Below are 14680 nucleotides of genomic sequence, written 5' to 3'. Positions count from 1 at the left end.
GTTTCCTTATTTACATATTTACTGCGAAACAGTATTTCATTTTATGAGCTGGCGCGAAGATCTCACGGGCATAATCCCAGAGACTGAATTCTGAAAAAAGGACGTGCTGAACCGGCTGAAAAACGCGCAAAACTGCCGCCAGTCGCTAACGTTATAGTGGCGGCGATCACACTTTTCGCTCATCCCTGCGACTCCTCCCCGCCTAATCCTGGACAGGATGAGGAAGTCGCGCATTCAGCCAGGCAAACTACCGCTAACGTTTATGTAAAAAGGATTCGATTTCACTATGTCACAGCCTACTTTTAATCACGATTCATTCCAGGCTGCCCTGACGCGTCAGTGGCAGCGTTTTGGCCTGCAGGCCGCTTCCGAAATGACGTCTCATCAGTGGTGGCAGGCTGTGAGCGGCGCGCTGGCTGAACAGCTGTCGGCGCAGCCGGTAGCGAAGCCAGCAAAAGATCAGCGTCACGTGAACTACATCTCCATGGAGTTCCTGATTGGCCGCCTGACCGGTAACAACCTGCTCAACCTCGGCTGGTATGAAGGGGTGAGTGAAGCGCTGAAGGCCTACAACATCAACCTGACTGACCTGCTGGAAGAAGAGACTGACCCGGCGCTGGGCAACGGTGGTTTGGGGCGTCTGGCGGCGTGCTTCCTCGACTCCATGGCGACCGTTGGCCAGTCCGCCACCGGCTATGGTCTGAACTACCAGTACGGTCTGTTCCGCCAGTCGTTTGCCGATGGCCAGCAGATGGAAGCGCCGGATGACTGGCAGCGCGGAAGCTACCCGTGGTTCCGCCACAACGCTGCGCTGGATGTGCAGGTGGGCATTGGCGGTAAAGTGGTCAAAGGCGAATGGCAGCCTGCCTTCACGATTACCGGTGAAGCCTGGGATCTGCCGGTGCTGGGCTATCGTAACGGCGTCGCGCAGCCGCTGCGTCTGTGGCAGGCGAAACATGCGCACCCGTTCAACCTGACCAAATTCAACGACGGCGATTTCCTGCGCGCTGAGCAGCAGGGCATTGACGCCGAAAAACTGACGAAAGTGCTCTACCCGAACGACAACCATACCGCAGGTAAAAAACTGCGCCTGATGCAGCAGTACTTCCAGTGCGCCTGCTCGGTGGCCGATATTCTGCGTCGCCACCATCTGGCGGGTCGTAAGCTGCACGAACTGGCCGATTTCGAAGTCATCCAGTTGAACGATACTCACCCGACCATCGCCATTCCGGAACTGCTGCGCGTGCTGATTGACGAGCACCAACTGAGCTGGGATGACGCCTGGGCTATCACCAGCAAAACCTTCGCTTACACCAACCACACCCTGATGCCAGAAGCGCTGGAGTGCTGGGATGAGAAGCTGGTGAAAGCGCTGCTGCCGCGTCACATGCAGATCATCAAAGAGATTAACGACCGCTTTAAGAAGCTGGTTGATGCGACCTGGCCGGGCGATGAAGCCGTCTGGGCGAAGCTGGCCGTGGTGCACAACAAGCAGGTGCGCATGGCGAACATGTGCGTAGTGAGCGGCTTTGCGGTTAACGGCGTGGCGGCGCTGCACTCTGACCTGGTGGTGAAGGATCTGTTCCCGGAATACCATCAGCTGTGGCCGACCCGTTTCCACAACGTCACCAACGGCATCACGCCGCGTCGCTGGATCAAACAGTGCAACCCGGCTCTGGCCGCGCTGCTGGATAAATCGCTGAAAAAAGAGTGGGCTAACGATCTCGACCAGCTGATTAATCTGGAAAAATACGCCGACGATGCGAAGTTCCGTCAGCAGTATCGTGACATCAAGCTGGCGAACAAAGAGCGCCTGGTGAAATTCATCAAGGCCCGTACCGGGATTGAGATTTCAAGCAACGCGATTTTTGATATTCAAATCAAACGTCTGCACGAATACAAACGTCAGCACCTGAACCTGCTGCACATTCTGGCGCTGTACAAAGAGATTCGCGAAAACCCGCAGGCTGACCGCGTACCGCGCGTGTTCCTGTTCGGGGCGAAAGCGGCGCCGGGCTACTACCTGGCGAAGAATATTATCTTTGCGATCAACAAAGTGGCTGAGGCGATCAATAACGATCCGCAGGTGGGCGATAAGCTGAAAGTGGTCTTCCTGCCGGATTACTGCGTGTCGGCGGCAGAGATGCTGATTCCGGCGGCGGACGTTTCTGAGCAGATTTCCACGGCCGGTAAAGAGGCCTCCGGCACCGGCAACATGAAGCTGGCGCTGAACGGCGCGCTGACCGTTGGTACGCTGGACGGTGCGAACGTAGAAATCGCCGAGAAGGTCGGTTCTGAAAACATCTTCATCTTCGGCCATACCGTCGAGCAGGTGAAAGAACTCAAAGCCAAAGGTTACGATCCGCTGAAATGGCGTAAAGCCGATAAGCTGCTGGACGCGGTGCTGAAAGAGCTGGAAAGCGGCAAGTACAGCGACGGCGACAAGCATGCCTTCGACCAGATGCTGCACAGCATCGGCAAAGAGGGCGGCGACCCGTACCTGGTGATGGCCGACTTTGCCGCCTATGTGGAAGCGCAGAAGCAGGTGGACGTGCTTTATCGTGACCAGGAAGCCTGGACGCGTGCGGCCATTCTGAACACCGCGCGCTGCGGCATGTTCAGCTCCGATCGTTCGATTCGCGATTACCAAAAACGTATCTGGCAGGCAAAACGCTAAGGACTGGCCTATGGAAAGCAAACGCCTCGATAATGCCGCGCTGGCGGCAGGCATTAGCCCTGACTATATCAATGCGCACGGCAAGCCGCAGTCTATCGGCGCAGACACCAAACGGCGCTTGCTTGACGCAATGCATCGTCCCGCGACCGCTTCGGTCGCGGCGACGCCGATACCGAACGTGATGGTTCTGACGTACGGTAAGAAAATGGCGCTGCCGGTTTCCGGCAGCGGCGAGTTTAGCTGGATCCTCACCACCGAAGAGGGCCAGCAGCATCACGGCAAGGCGACGGGCGGGAAAAATCTCAGCCTGCCGACGCGTCTGCCGGAGGGGTATCACTCCTTAACGTTGACTCAGGACGATCAGCGCTGGCACTGCCGGGTGATTATTGCGCCGGAACGCTGCTATGAACCACAGCCGCTGCAAGAGGCGAAAAAGCTGTGGGGCGCCTGCGTGCAGCTCTACACCCTGCGTTCGGAAAAGAACTGGGGTATTGGCGACTTCGGCGATCTGAAGGCGATGCTGCCGGAAGTGGCGAAGCGTGGCGGCGCGTTTATCGGCCTCAACCCGATTCATGCGCTTTATCCGGCTAACCCGGAGAGCGCGAGCCCGTACAGCCCGTCGTCGCGTCGCTGGATGAACGTTATCTATATCGACGTTAACGCGGTGGAAGACTTCAGACTGAGCGACGAGGCGCAGGCGTGGTGGAAACTGCCGGCGACTCAGCAGAAGCTGAAGGCCGCGCGCGACGTCGAGCAGGTGGACTACACCGCGGTCACCGAGCTGAAAATGACGGCCCTGCGTATGGCGTGGAAACGCTTTGCCAAACGTCACGACGAGCCGATGGCGGCCTTCCGTTACTTTGTTGATAAAGAGGGCGAAAGCCTGTACTGGCAGGCGGCGTTTGACGCGCTGCACGCTCATCAGGTGAAAGAAGATAAGCTGCGCTGGGGCTGGCCGGCCTGGCCGAAGGCGTATCAGAATATCGAAAGCCCGGAAGTGCACGCATTTTGTCAACAGCATGCCGACGAAGTCGATTTCTACCTTTGGCTACAGTGGCTGGCCTACACCCAGTTTGCCGAGTGCTGGGAAACCAGCCAGCGCGACGCCATGCCGATTGGCCTCTACCGCGACCTGGCGGTAGGTGTGGCTGAAGGCGGAGCCGAAACCTGGTGTGACCGTGAACTCTACTGCCTGAAGGCCTCCGTCGGCGCGCCGCCGGATATCCTTGGGCCGCTGGGGCAGAACTGGGGCCTGCCGCCGATGGATCCGCATATCATCGCCGCGCGTGCTTATGAACCGTTTATCGAGCTGCTGCGCGCCAACATGAAAAACTGCGGCGCGCTGCGTATCGACCACGTGATGTCCGTGCTGCGCCTGTGGTGGATTCCGTACGGCGAAACTGCCGATCACGGTGCTTACGTGCAGTATCCGGTGGATGCACTGCTGTCGATTCTGGCGCTGGAAAGTAAACGTCATCGCTGCATGGTCATTGGCGAAGATCTGGGGACGGTGCCGGTGGAAATCGTCGGCAAGCTGCGTAAGAGCGGCGTCTACTCGTACAAAGTGCTCTATTTTGAGAACGACAGTGAGAAGACGTTCCGTGCGCCGAAAGCTTATCCGGAGCAGTCAATGGCCGTGGCCACGACCCATGACCTGCCGACGCTGCGCGGTTACTGGGAAAGCGGCGATCTGACGCTGGGCAATGCGTTGGGTCTCTACCCGGACGCAGACGTATTGCGTGGGCTGTATCAGGACCGTGAACTGGCGAAGCAGGGGCTGCTCGACGCGCTGCATAAATATGGCGCGCTGCCTAAACGTGCAGGGCATAAGGCGTCGCTGATGTCGATGACTTCAACCCTGAGCCGCGGCATGCAGCGTTATATCGCGGACAGCAACAGCGCGCTGCTGGGCCTACAGCCGGAAGACTGGCTGCAGATGTCCGCGCCGGTCAATATTCCCGGCACCAGCACCGAGTATCCGAACTGGCGACGCAAGCTTACGACAACGCTGGAGGCGATGTTTGCCGATGAGAGTGTGAACAAGCTGATTAAAGATTTGGATAAGCGCCGGAAAGCGGCGAGCAAGAAGAAGTAACCATCATATCTAGCCATAAAAAAACGCCGGGGAAAGCCCCGGCGTTTTATTTCGAGATTTCGTGGTGTTACACCACCATCCCCAGCAGCAGACAACCGACCAGACCGCAAACCGAGATAATGGTTTCCAGCATTGACCAGGACTTGATGGTCTCACCGATGGTCAGGTTGAAGTACTCCTTGAACAGCCAGAAGCCTGGATCGTTCACGTGGGAGAAGATGACGGAACCGGAACCTACCGCGATAACCATCAGCTCCGGGCTCACGCCGGTGGTGGCAATCAGCGGAGCGGCAATACCGCCCGCGGTGATGGCGGCAACGGTCGCGGAGCCCAGCGCGATACGCAGAACGGCAGCGATAGACCATGCCATAAACAGCGGAGATACGTTGGACTCGTGCATGATAGACGCGATGTACTTATCTACGCCGGAGTCGACCAGCACCTGCTTGAAGGCACCGCCGCCGCCGATGATCAGCAGCATCATGGCAATGATTTTAATGGAGGAGATCAGCGTATCGTTGATGTCATCCATTGAGCGGCCACGGTTCAGACCGAAGGTGAAGATAGCGATCAGCACGGCGATCAGCGTTGCCATCACCGGGTCACCGAAGAACTCAGCGGCAGGCAGCAGCGCGTGGCCTTTCGGCAGCACCATCTCAGCCACGGCGCGCATCGCCATCAGGATAACCGGCACCAGAGAGGTCCAGACGCTCACGCCAAAGGACGGCATCTCTTCATCGGTGAAGGTTTTCGGGTTGTGCAGACCTTCCGGGATCGGCTTGTCGATGCTTTTCAGGCAGCGTGCGTAAACCGGGCCCGCCAGAATGACGGTCGGAATCGCCAGCAGGGTGCCGTACAGCAGGGTTTTACCCATGTCTGCGTGGAAGATGGTGGCGATAGCAGTCGGGCCGGGGTGCGGAGGCAGGAAGCCATGGGTCACCGAGAGCGCGGCAGCCATCGGCACGCCGACGTACAGCAGCGGAATACGCGCGTTGGCGGCAATGGTGAAGACCAGCGGCAGCAGCAGCACGAAGCCCACTTCGTAGAACAGCGCGAAGCCGACGGTGAAACCGGTCAGTACGACCGCCCACTGAATGTACTTGCGGCCAAATTTGTCGATAAGCGTGGTGGCAATACGCTGCGCGCCGCCGCAGTCGGCCAGCATTTTGCCGAGCATGGCGCCAAAGCCCATAATCAGCGCCAGGCTGCCAAGGGTGCCGCCGACGCCGTTTTTAATCGACACGATCACTTTGTCCAGCGGCATGCCCTGCATTAAGCCGACGGCTAACGCCACCAGCACCAGAGCGATAAACCCGTTCATTTTGAAACGGATCATCAGCAGTAATAAGAGGATAACCCCGATAGCTACGATGATTAATGGCATAACTTATCCAGCCTTTAATTTGTTATGGGTAACGTCACTGTTGTTGCGACAACTTCCAATTGTCCCTACAGAGGGAATAGGTACTGACTTCTTCACGCCACCGTCTGTTGTATGACTCAGACAAAGGATAGCTGGCTATTTATTTAACGCGGTGGTGTGTGTTGCGATGATACGGGTAACATGTGGAGGTTGAGAATAACCCTGTGCATTGAAATGTGAAATCTGCGACGGTAGTCAAATAATTGGTAGGGTTATTGCCGTTTTTCGAGCGGAAATTTGCGAGGAATGTTGCGCGGTAACATTACGCTATGGCGAAAGATTGTGCAGCCGGAGAGCAGAGAAAATCCCCGGGGTCGGCGTAAGCGCCTCGCCCGGGACGATCGCGGAACATCTTAGTAGTAAGAGTGCTCGCCGCGCTGGTGTTCGGTCAGATCGCGTACGCCTTTCAGGTCCGGGAACTCGGCCAGCAGCTGCTTTTCAATGCCATCTTTCAGGGTGACATCGATCATTGAGCAGCCGTTACAACCGCCGCCAAATTGCAGAATGGCATAGCCATCTTCGGTGATTTCCATCAGCGACACGCGACCACCGTGGCCGGCGAGCTGCGGGTTAACCTGTGATTGCAGCATGTACTCCACGCGCTCCATCAGCGGGGCGTCGTCGGACACTTTGCGCATTTTGGCGTTCGGTGCTTTCAGCGTCAGCTGAGAGCCGAGCTGGTCGGTGACAAAATCGATTTCCGCATCTTCCAGATACGGAGCGCTCAGCTCGTCGACATAGGCGGTGAGCTGTTCAAATTTCAGGGCTGTATCACTTGCTTCCACCGCATCCGGCGGGCAGTAAGAAACGCCGCATTCTGCGTTAGGCGTACCAGGGTTAATCACAAATACGCGGATTTGTGTCCCTTCTTCCTGATTTTGCAGAAGTTTGGCAAAGTGCGCTTGCGCAGTATCGGAAATACGGATCATAGCTTTGACCTAATAGTTGACTACTTTAGTTGGTTATAATACGCCCATCGCTGGGGGTCTACAAGGTGCGGCACAGACACCATACCTGAACGCTCGCCGCGCCGTTTCGCAAAAGCAGGCGGGAAATTTCAGCCACGGTACTCCCCGTCGTGACCACATCATCCACAATCACCATATGGCGCCCACGTATGGATAATTCAAGCTGGAAAGCATTTTTCAGGTTGTGCTTGCGCAACCGGGCGCTGAGCTGATGCTGGGTCGCCGTTGGGCGAATACGCGTAAGAGCCCGGGGCTGATAATCGGCGTGTAACCAGTGTGCCAGCGCACGACAGAGCAGCTCGCTTTGATTATAGCCTCGCCGCCAGTGACGGCGTTGCCACAACGGAACGCTGATAAGCTGCACAGGAGCGGGTAGGTCGGTTCGTTGACGAACGGCCAGCAACAGTAGACGCGCCAGCGTGGATGCCAGCTCTGGGTTACCGCTGAACTTGAAGCGGTGGATTAACTGACTGAGCGGAGGACGATAGTCGTTAATCGCCACCAGCCGCTGCCATGGCGGCGGTTTTTGCAGGCAGCGTCCGCAGGGGATTCTGACGTTTTCTGCCGGCAGGCCGCACTGCGGACAATGGCTCCCTTGCGCAAACAGCGTTTTGGCGCAGCGCGAACAGATGCCCCACGCAGGCAGCGCCAGCGGCATTTGGCATAGCCAGCACGCGCCGTGGACTGTTAGCATAATCCCTCCTTAAGCGAAGAAACGAGAACGATAGCTGATGAACGACATCTGGTGGCAAACCACGGGCGAAGGAAATTGTCATCTTGTGCTGCTGCACGGATGGGGGCTGAATGCACAGGTCTGGGATTGCATCACGCCGGAATTGAGCGCGCATTTTACGCTGCACCTGGTCGACCTGCCGGGTTACGGACGTAGCGGCGAATGGGGTGCCATGACGCTGGAAGCGATGGCGGAGAAGGTGCTGGAAAATGCCCCTGAACGGGCCATCTGGCTGGGCTGGAGCCTGGGAGGGCTGGTGGCGAGCCAGATTGCCTTGAACCACCCGACGCGCGTGCAGGCATTGGTTACCGTGGCGTCGTCTCCTTGCTTTAGCGCGCAGGATGAGTGGCCGGGCATTAAGCCGGAAGTGCTCAGCGGCTTTCAGCAGCAGTTGAGCGAAGATTTTCAGCGTACCGTTGAACGTTTCCTGGCGTTGCAAACCTTAGGCACCGAAAGTGCCCGACAGGATGCTCGTGCGCTGAAACAAGCGGTGTTATTGCTGCCGATGCCGTCGTCTGAGGTGCTCAACGGCGGCCTGGAGATCCTCAAAACCGCGGATTTACGCGAGCCGCTGACGGCGCTGGATTTACCGTTCCTGCGCCTGTATGGCCGACTCGATGGCCTGGTGCCGCGCAAGATTGTCCCGCAGCTGGATGCGCTGTGGCCGCGGAGCGAATCGCTCATTTTTGACAAAGCGGCCCATGCGCCGTTTATCTCTCATCCGCAGGCGTTTTGCGCACCCTTGGTGGCATTGAAAAAGCAAATTGAGAAATAATTCTGTGCGGACGTGGTAAAACAGATATTCATAGCAATACTTAAGCTGTTGCGGCAGGTGATTATTTCGCGCACCCGCGCAGCGCAAATAACAACCCTAAGGAGAGTAGAGGCTATGAAATTTGTTACAGGTATTGTTGCATCTCTGGTGATTGGCTCCCTGTCGTTTGGTGCGTTTGCTGCTAAAGAGATCCAGAAGGAAGATGTTGCCAAGCTTAAGCTGACGAAAATCGGCAACATCACCACCTCGCGTACTACTTCGCCAATGGATGCGAAGCGCGATCTGTCGAAAAAGGCGGATGAGCTGGGTGGTAAGTATTATGTGATTATTGCGGGTGGGAAAAACGAAAAAACCGTCCACGGTAATGCGGACGTCTACAAGTAAGTTTTGCCTTTTACTCCCGACGCTGCTGACAGCGTCGGGGATAACCTCTTAACGTAGCGCCCACCACTCACGCAGGCACGCTTTGCCTTCAGGGCAGCTTTTGCAGCTACCGCTCAGGCAACCATCAGCGTCTTCCTGAATTTTCACCACTTTTCCCATCGCTTCTAAGCGGCTCAGCATGGCGTCAACTAACGCTTGCGGCGTATGCAGTTGGGCGCTGAGCTGTGAGGCTTCCATGCGTCCTTGCAGGGCCAGCGTGTCGCGTATTTCGATCAATGACGCCATCATCGCTCCTTAGTGGCAATCGCCAGCCGGGCTGGAGCAGCAGGACGTCGGCGTTTTGCGCGTCGCCAGCAGGGAGACATCCACCCGGCTACGGGCGCGGCGTAGCAGACCGAGCACCACAATGTTGAACAGAATCACCGCCAGAATGCACACCAGGCTGTAGCGTGGATGCTGGCTGAAGCTGACTGTCTGGTAGTAGAGCGTGGACAGCGAGTAGGCGATATTCAGCCCCCACAGAATGGAGAACGTCATCCAGCCACGGCTCGATTCACGGGCAATCGCCCCCATTACCGAAATGCATGGAATGTAGAGCAACACGAAAATCAGGTAGCTGTACGCTGCCGCCGCGCTGCCGAATTTGCTGCCCATCACGCCCATTGCGCCGGTTTCCATCTCGCCATCGCCTTTGCTGGCTTCGATGGGGTTGGCCAGTACGCTGAGGCTGAAGGTGTCTTTCAGGCCTTGCCAGGTTTCATCGAGCGCGCCCAGCAGTTCATCACCGAGATGGAATTCCTGTGGGTTGAACGCTTCGTTCTGGATGTCTTCAGCGGTGTAGAGAGTGTTCAGCGTCCCCACCACCACTTCTTTCGCCATCGCCCCGGTAAACAGGCCGACGGTGGCTTGCCAGTTATCTTCATGCACGCCAATTGGTTTAAACACTGGCGTAATCGCGCGGCTGACAGAGGCCAGCGCCGAGTCGTTGATGTTGTCGACGATCTTGCCGCTGAACGAGAAGCTGTTCAGTGCGCTCAGGAAAATACTGACAATCACGATAACTTTACCGGCACGCAGCACGAAGCCTTTCAGGCGCTGCCAGGTCTGGATGAACAGGCTTTTGATGTGCGGTACGTGGTAGACCGGCAGTTCCATGACGAACGGCGAGGCTTCGCCACGCATGATGGTGTATTTGAGCATCAGGCCGGTGAGGATGGCGATAACGATCCCCAACACATAGAGCGAGAAGACCACCAGTGCGCCGCCCTGGCCGAAGAAGGCCGCGGCGAAGACCGCGAAGATAGCCAGACGCGCGCCACAGGACATAAACGGTGCCATCATAATGGTCATCAGGCGTTCACGCGGGGCATCCAACGTACGGGCGCCCATCACCGACGGCACGTTACAGCCGAAGCCGACGATCAGCGGCACAAAAGATTTCCCCGGCAGACCAAGCGCCTGCATCAGGCGGTCCATGACGAAGGCGGCGCGGGCCATATAGCCGGAGTCCTCAAGGAATGAGAGGAACAGGTACATCATGCCGATTTGCGGCACCAGCGGCAGAACGGTGTTGATACCGCCGCCAAGCCCCTGCGCCAGGAATACGGTCAGCCAGTCCGGGAAGTGCAGGGTGTAGCCAATCCACTGAATACCATGAATAAAGAGCGCTACCGAGCCGCCGTCGAAGATGGGCTGTAAGGCACCGCCGATGTTAATCGCCAGCAGGAACATCAGGTACATCACGAACAGAAAGACCGGCAGCCCCAGCACGCGGTTGAGGACGATTTTATCCAGCGCGGCGGTAAAACGGCTTGGTTCGGCGGTCAGCGTATTGCTGACGGCGTCGCAGATAGCGGCGATGCTCTGGTAGCGAGCGTCGGCGATATGCAGAGCGGGATCGTCCAGCTCTTCGCTCAGGTGCGCCAGTGAAACGTCCAGCTTATGCGCCGCATCGCCGGCGTAGGCGCGGCTGTAGATATCGCCTTCCAGCATCTGCATACCCAGCCAATGGCGCTGGCGCTCCGGAATGTCCTGCGCCATCTCTTTGGCCAGATTATCGGCTTCACGCAGCAGCGGCTGCGGGTAGTGCACCAGCTCCAGCGGCTGATTGCCCTTGTGGCGATCAATCGCCATTTTCAGCGCTTCAATGCCGCGGGCGCGGGTCGATACCAGCGGTACCACCGGGCAGCCGAGACGAGCGGAAAGGGCGTCGACATCGATGCGAATCTGCTGCTTCTCGGCGATATCCAGCATGTTCAGCGCGACCACGCACGGAATGCCCAGCTCGAGTAATTGCAGCGTCAAATACAGGTTACGTTCCAGGTTGGAGGCGTCGACCACGTTAATCAGCAGGTCGGCATCGCCGCTGAGAATGTAGTGGCAGGCGATTTGTTCATCCAGCGAGGTTTGTGACGAGATAGTGGTCAGCGAGTAGGTGCCCGGCAGGTCGACAAGGGTGACCTGATGATCGGTGGTGGCGAAAGAGCCTTCTTTACGTTCAACCGTCACACCCGCCCAGTTGCCTACGCGCTGGCGCGCGCCGGTCAGCTGATTGAATAAGGTTGTCTTGCCGGAATTAGGATTACCAATTAGACCGATGGTTAATTTTTTCATTTTTCAGACTCTTATTACCGGGCTGAAGTCATTGCGCGACAGGTTCTAATTCGATTAGCGCGAGATCTTTTTTACGCAGTACCAGGCTTACGCGACGGGTTTCAATATGAATGGGGTCACCCAAGGGCGCAACGCGAACGACATGGAATGATGAGCCAGGCAGCATGCCCAATGAGAGGAGTTTCTGCCGATAGGCTGGGCTAATTTCGCGGGAGAAACCAACAATCTTCCACGCAGTATCCGGTGTAAATTGCATAGAACCTACTTATTTTATCGCTAGCTGGACGAGGGAGTGCCCGCGTGCGGCCAGATGGCGGCAAGGGCATCGTCAACGAATAAAGAATAAAATGCACTGCAAATGATGATAATGAGAATGGTTTTTATCATCAATACATAATATGCGGTTGGTGGGAGTTTTGCGCACTATTTGCACTTTTTTTGATATTACTCAAGCAACGCATTGTAGCGATAAATCAATTAACCGATATTTACATCGCTTAATGTTTAATTAAGGTTTCATTGGTTAATAAAATAAAACGTGATGCGGTTTATTATTAAAAGTTGCGCGAAAATATTAATTACTGAGGGCGAGATAAGGCGCGAAGCGAATGCGTCACGGCTGGTGGTGTAAAACGCCTTATCCCCCATGCAGGCTGGATAAGGCGTTTATCGATTAGCGTTTTTTACCCATTGCTGCGGCTAAAGCGTCCATCATGGCGCTGTTACCGGCAGGCTGAGCTTCGCGGCCGCGCGGCTTGGCCGCTTTCGCCGCTGGACGTCCGCTGTTCTGCGGACGGTCATTACCGCCGCCACGACGGGCGTTGGTTTCACCCGGCTGCTCATCCAGACGCATGGTCAGGGCGATACGTTTACGCTGCAAATCGACCTCCAGCACCTTCACCTTGACGATATCGCCTGCTTTCACCACGGTGTGCGGGTCTTCGACGAATTTATCCGCCAGCGAGGAGATATGCACCAGGCCGTCCTGGTGCACGCCGATATCGACAAAGGCGCCAAAGTTGGTGACGTTGGTCACCGCGCCTTCGAGGATCATTCCCGGCAGCAGGTCGTTCATGGTTTCGACGCCATCGGCGAACTTCGCGGTTTTAAATTCCGGACGCGGGTCGCGGCCCGGTTTTTCCAGCTCTTTGATGATGTCGGTGACGGTCGGTACGCCAAAACGTTCGTCGGTAAACTCAGAGGCTTTCAGGCCGCGAAGTTCACTGCTGTTGCCCATCAGATCTTTCAGCGCCTGCTGAGTGGCCGCCAGAATGCGTTCAACCACCGGGTAGGCTTCCGGGTGCACGGTGGAAGCGTCCAGCGGGTTATCGCCGTGGTTGATGCGCAGGAAGCCCGCGCATTGCTCGAACGCTTTCGGCCCCAGACGACTTACCTTCAGCAACTGCTGGCGGTTCTGGAACTGGCCATTCTCATCGCGCCAGGCGACGATGTTCTGCGCCATCATGCGCGTCAGGCCCGCGACGCGGGTCAGCAGCGGCACGGAGGCGGTGTTCAAGTCTACGCCAACGGCGTTAACGCAGTCTTCCACCACCGCATCCAGCTTACGCGCCAGCTGCGTCTGGCTGACGTCATGCTGGTACTGGCCCACACCGATGGATTTCGGGTCGATTTTCACCAGCTCGGCCAGTGGGTCCTGCAGACGACGGGCGATAGACACCGCGCCGCGCAGGGAAACGTCGAGATCCGGGAATTCCTGCGCCGCCAGTTCGGAAGCGGAATACACCGAAGCGCCTGCTTCGCTGACGATCACCTTCTGCGCGGTGACTTGCGGGAACTGTTTCTGCACATCGAGGAAGAAACGCTCGGTTTCGCGTGAGGCGGTACCGTTGCCGATCGCCACCAGCTCCACGTTGTGTTTTTCGCACAGCGCCGCCACGGCGACCGCCGCTTTCGCCGCCTGCCCGGTGTGCGGGTAGATGGTATCCGTCGCCACCAGCTTGCCGGTGCCGTCCACCACCGCCACCTTCACGCCGGTACGCAGACCAGGGTCGAGGCCCATGGTGGCGCGCAGGCCGGCCGGTGCAGCCATCAGCAGATCGTGGAGGTTACGGGCGAAGACGTTAATGGCTTCATCTTCCGCGCGTTCGCGCACGGTGCCCATCAGCTCGGTTTCAAGGTGCATCAGCACTTTGATGCGCCAGGTCCAGCTGACCACGCCTTTGCGCCAGCTATCCGCCGGGGCGTTGTTCAGGCGCAGGCCGAGGTGGTCGATAATAATCTGTTCGCAGTGGCTCTCTTTCGGCGGCTCGTCGAACTGCGGATCGGCGTTGAGCGAGAGTTGCAGAATACCTTCGTTGCGCCCGCGGAACATCGCCAGCGCGCGGTGAGAAGGGGTGGTTGAAATCGGTTCGTGATGGTCGAAGTAGTCGCGGAACTTCGCGCCTTCTTCTTCCTTACCGCTGACCACTTTGGCCACCAGGTGGGCGTTCTTCCACAGGTAGTCACGCACTTTCGCCAGCAGGCCGGCATCTTCCGCGAAGCGTTCCATCAGGATATAGCGCGCGCCGTCGAGGGCTGCTTTGGTATCCGCGATGCCCTTATCGGCATCGATAAATTTCGCCGCCTCGGTTTCCGGGTCGTGAGACGGTTCGCTCCACAGCAGATCGGCCAGCGGCTCGAGACCCGCTTCAATGGCAATTTGCCCGCGGGTGCGGCGCTTCTGTTTATACGGTAAGTAGAGGTCTTCCAGCTCGGTCTTGTTGAGCGTGCCGTTGATGGCTTTTTCCAGCGCTTCGGTCAGCTTGCCCTGCTCACCGATGGATTTCAGAATGACCTGACGACGGTCTTCCAGCTCACGCAAATACCCCAGGCGAGTTTCCAGATTACGCAGTTGCGTGTCATCCAGTCCGCCGGTGATTTCCTTACGATAACGTGCAATAAACGGCACGGTGTTCCCTTCATCAAGCAGGCGAACGGCGGCTTCCACCTGTTCGGCTCTGGCCTGAAGTTCACCCGCAATAATGCGGCAGAGCGAATCATTCATCATGGCTT

11 protein-coding genes are annotated in these 14680 nt (G+C 57.3%); 4 read left to right on the top strand and 7 right to left on the bottom strand.

The genetic code is table 11. The features are described 5' to 3' along the window. Window positions 1-286: 286 nt before the first annotated feature. Window positions 287-2677: a maltodextrin phosphorylase gene (gene malP, locus NNN71_RS02170; RefSeq protein WP_223803749.1), complete on the top strand. Its 2391-nt coding sequence runs from the start codon at window positions 287-289 to the stop codon at window positions 2675-2677. A gap of 10 nt (window positions 2678-2687) precedes the next feature. Next, the gene (gene malQ / locus NNN71_RS02165; protein ID WP_167574901.1) at window positions 2688-4772 is read left to right on the top strand and encodes a 4-alpha-glucanotransferase; all 2085 of its coding nucleotides are present in this window, start codon (window positions 2688-2690) and stop codon (window positions 4770-4772) included. Between the two features lie 67 nt (window positions 4773-4839). Here the strand turns inward: malQ and gntT are convergent, their stop codons facing one another. From gntT to gntX, 3 genes are all read right to left on the bottom strand, one after another. Next, on the bottom strand, window positions 4840-6156 hold the full coding sequence (gntT, locus tag NNN71_RS02160; protein ID WP_163446728.1) for a gluconate transporter: 1317 nt from the start codon (window positions 6154-6156) through the stop codon (window positions 4840-4842). A 392-nt stretch (window positions 6157-6548) separates the two neighbouring features. Further along, window positions 6549-7124, bottom strand: coding sequence for a Fe-S biogenesis protein NfuA (gene nfuA, locus NNN71_RS02155; RefSeq protein WP_064541454.1), 576 nt, complete (start codon window positions 7122-7124; stop codon window positions 6549-6551). A 58-nt stretch (window positions 7125-7182) separates the two neighbouring features. Continuing rightward, complete coding sequence (gntX, locus tag NNN71_RS02150; protein ID WP_271457751.1) at window positions 7183-7857, bottom strand: DNA utilization protein GntX; 675 nt, start codon at window positions 7855-7857, stop codon at window positions 7183-7185. A gap of 37 nt (window positions 7858-7894) precedes the next feature. On the opposite strand from gntX, the gene bioH reads away from it, so the two are divergent. Next, window positions 7895-8671 (top strand): pimeloyl-ACP methyl ester esterase BioH, encoded by a 777-nt coding sequence (bioH, locus tag NNN71_RS02145; protein ID WP_271457750.1) that lies wholly within the window; start codon window positions 7895-7897, stop codon window positions 8669-8671. 114 nt (window positions 8672-8785) lie between these two features. Then, window positions 8786-9055: a YdgH/BhsA/McbA-like domain containing protein gene (locus NNN71_RS02140; RefSeq protein ID WP_064541463.1), complete on the top strand. Its 270-nt coding sequence runs from the start codon at window positions 8786-8788 to the stop codon at window positions 9053-9055. 48 nt (window positions 9056-9103) lie between these two features. Here NNN71_RS02140 and feoC read toward each other — a convergent pair whose 3' ends face one another. The 4 genes from feoC to NNN71_RS02120 all read right to left on the bottom strand — a co-directional run bounded on the left by feoC (window position 9104) and on the right by NNN71_RS02120 (window position 14675). Further along, a complete protein-coding gene (gene feoC, locus NNN71_RS02135; protein WP_163446722.1) occupies window positions 9104-9340 on the bottom strand; it encodes a [Fe-S]-dependent transcriptional repressor FeoC in 237 nt (78 codons plus the stop codon). Between the two features lie 9 nt (window positions 9341-9349). Then, on the bottom strand, window positions 9350-11668 hold the full coding sequence (gene feoB, locus NNN71_RS02130) for a Fe(2+) transporter permease subunit FeoB (RefSeq protein WP_167574904.1): 2319 nt from the start codon (window positions 11666-11668) through the stop codon (window positions 9350-9352). A gap of 28 nt (window positions 11669-11696) precedes the next feature. Continuing rightward, complete coding sequence (feoA, locus tag NNN71_RS02125; protein WP_167574905.1) at window positions 11697-11924, bottom strand: ferrous iron transporter A; 228 nt, start codon at window positions 11922-11924, stop codon at window positions 11697-11699. 417 nt (window positions 11925-12341) lie between these two features. After that, window positions 12342-14675: a Tex family protein gene (locus NNN71_RS02120; RefSeq protein ID WP_163446718.1), complete on the bottom strand. Its 2334-nt coding sequence runs from the start codon at window positions 14673-14675 to the stop codon at window positions 12342-12344. Window positions 14676-14680: the final 5 nt, after the last annotated feature.

The organism is Kluyvera sp. Awk 3 (assembly GCF_028069715.1).
GTDB lineage: Bacteria > Pseudomonadota > Gammaproteobacteria > Enterobacterales > Enterobacteriaceae > Kluyvera > Kluyvera georgiana_A.
The sequence above is the reverse complement of the archived record's forward strand: the minus strand, read 5'-3'. Positions and strand labels throughout refer to the sequence as shown.

Coding starts and splice junctions, on each gene's coding strand:
- malP (WP_223803749.1), top strand. CDS start 287: ATGTCACAGCCTACTTTTAATCACGATTCATTCCAGGCTGCCCTGACG.
- malQ (WP_167574901.1), top strand. CDS start 2,688: ATGGAAAGCAAACGCCTCGATAATGCCGCGCTGGCGGCAGGCATTAGC.
- gntT (WP_163446728.1), bottom strand. CDS start 6,156: ATGCCATTAATCATCGTAGCTATCGGGGTTATCCTCTTATTACTGCTG.
- nfuA (WP_064541454.1), bottom strand. CDS start 7,124: ATGATCCGTATTTCCGATACTGCGCAAGCGCACTTTGCCAAACTTCTG.
- gntX (WP_271457751.1), bottom strand. CDS start 7,857: ATGCTAACAGTCCACGGCGCGTGCTGGCTATGCCAAATGCCGCTGGCG.
- bioH (WP_271457750.1), top strand. CDS start 7,895: ATGAACGACATCTGGTGGCAAACCACGGGCGAAGGAAATTGTCATCTT.
- NNN71_RS02140 (WP_064541463.1), top strand. CDS start 8,786: ATGAAATTTGTTACAGGTATTGTTGCATCTCTGGTGATTGGCTCCCTG.
- feoC (WP_163446722.1), bottom strand. CDS start 9,340: ATGGCGTCATTGATCGAAATACGCGACACGCTGGCCCTGCAAGGACGC.
- feoB (WP_167574904.1), bottom strand. CDS start 11,668: ATGAAAAAATTAACCATCGGTCTAATTGGTAATCCTAATTCCGGCAAG.
- feoA (WP_167574905.1), bottom strand. CDS start 11,924: ATGCAATTTACACCGGATACTGCGTGGAAGATTGTTGGTTTCTCCCGC.
- NNN71_RS02120 (WP_163446718.1), bottom strand. CDS start 14,675: ATGATGAATGATTCGCTCTGCCGCATTATTGCGGGTGAACTTCAGGCC.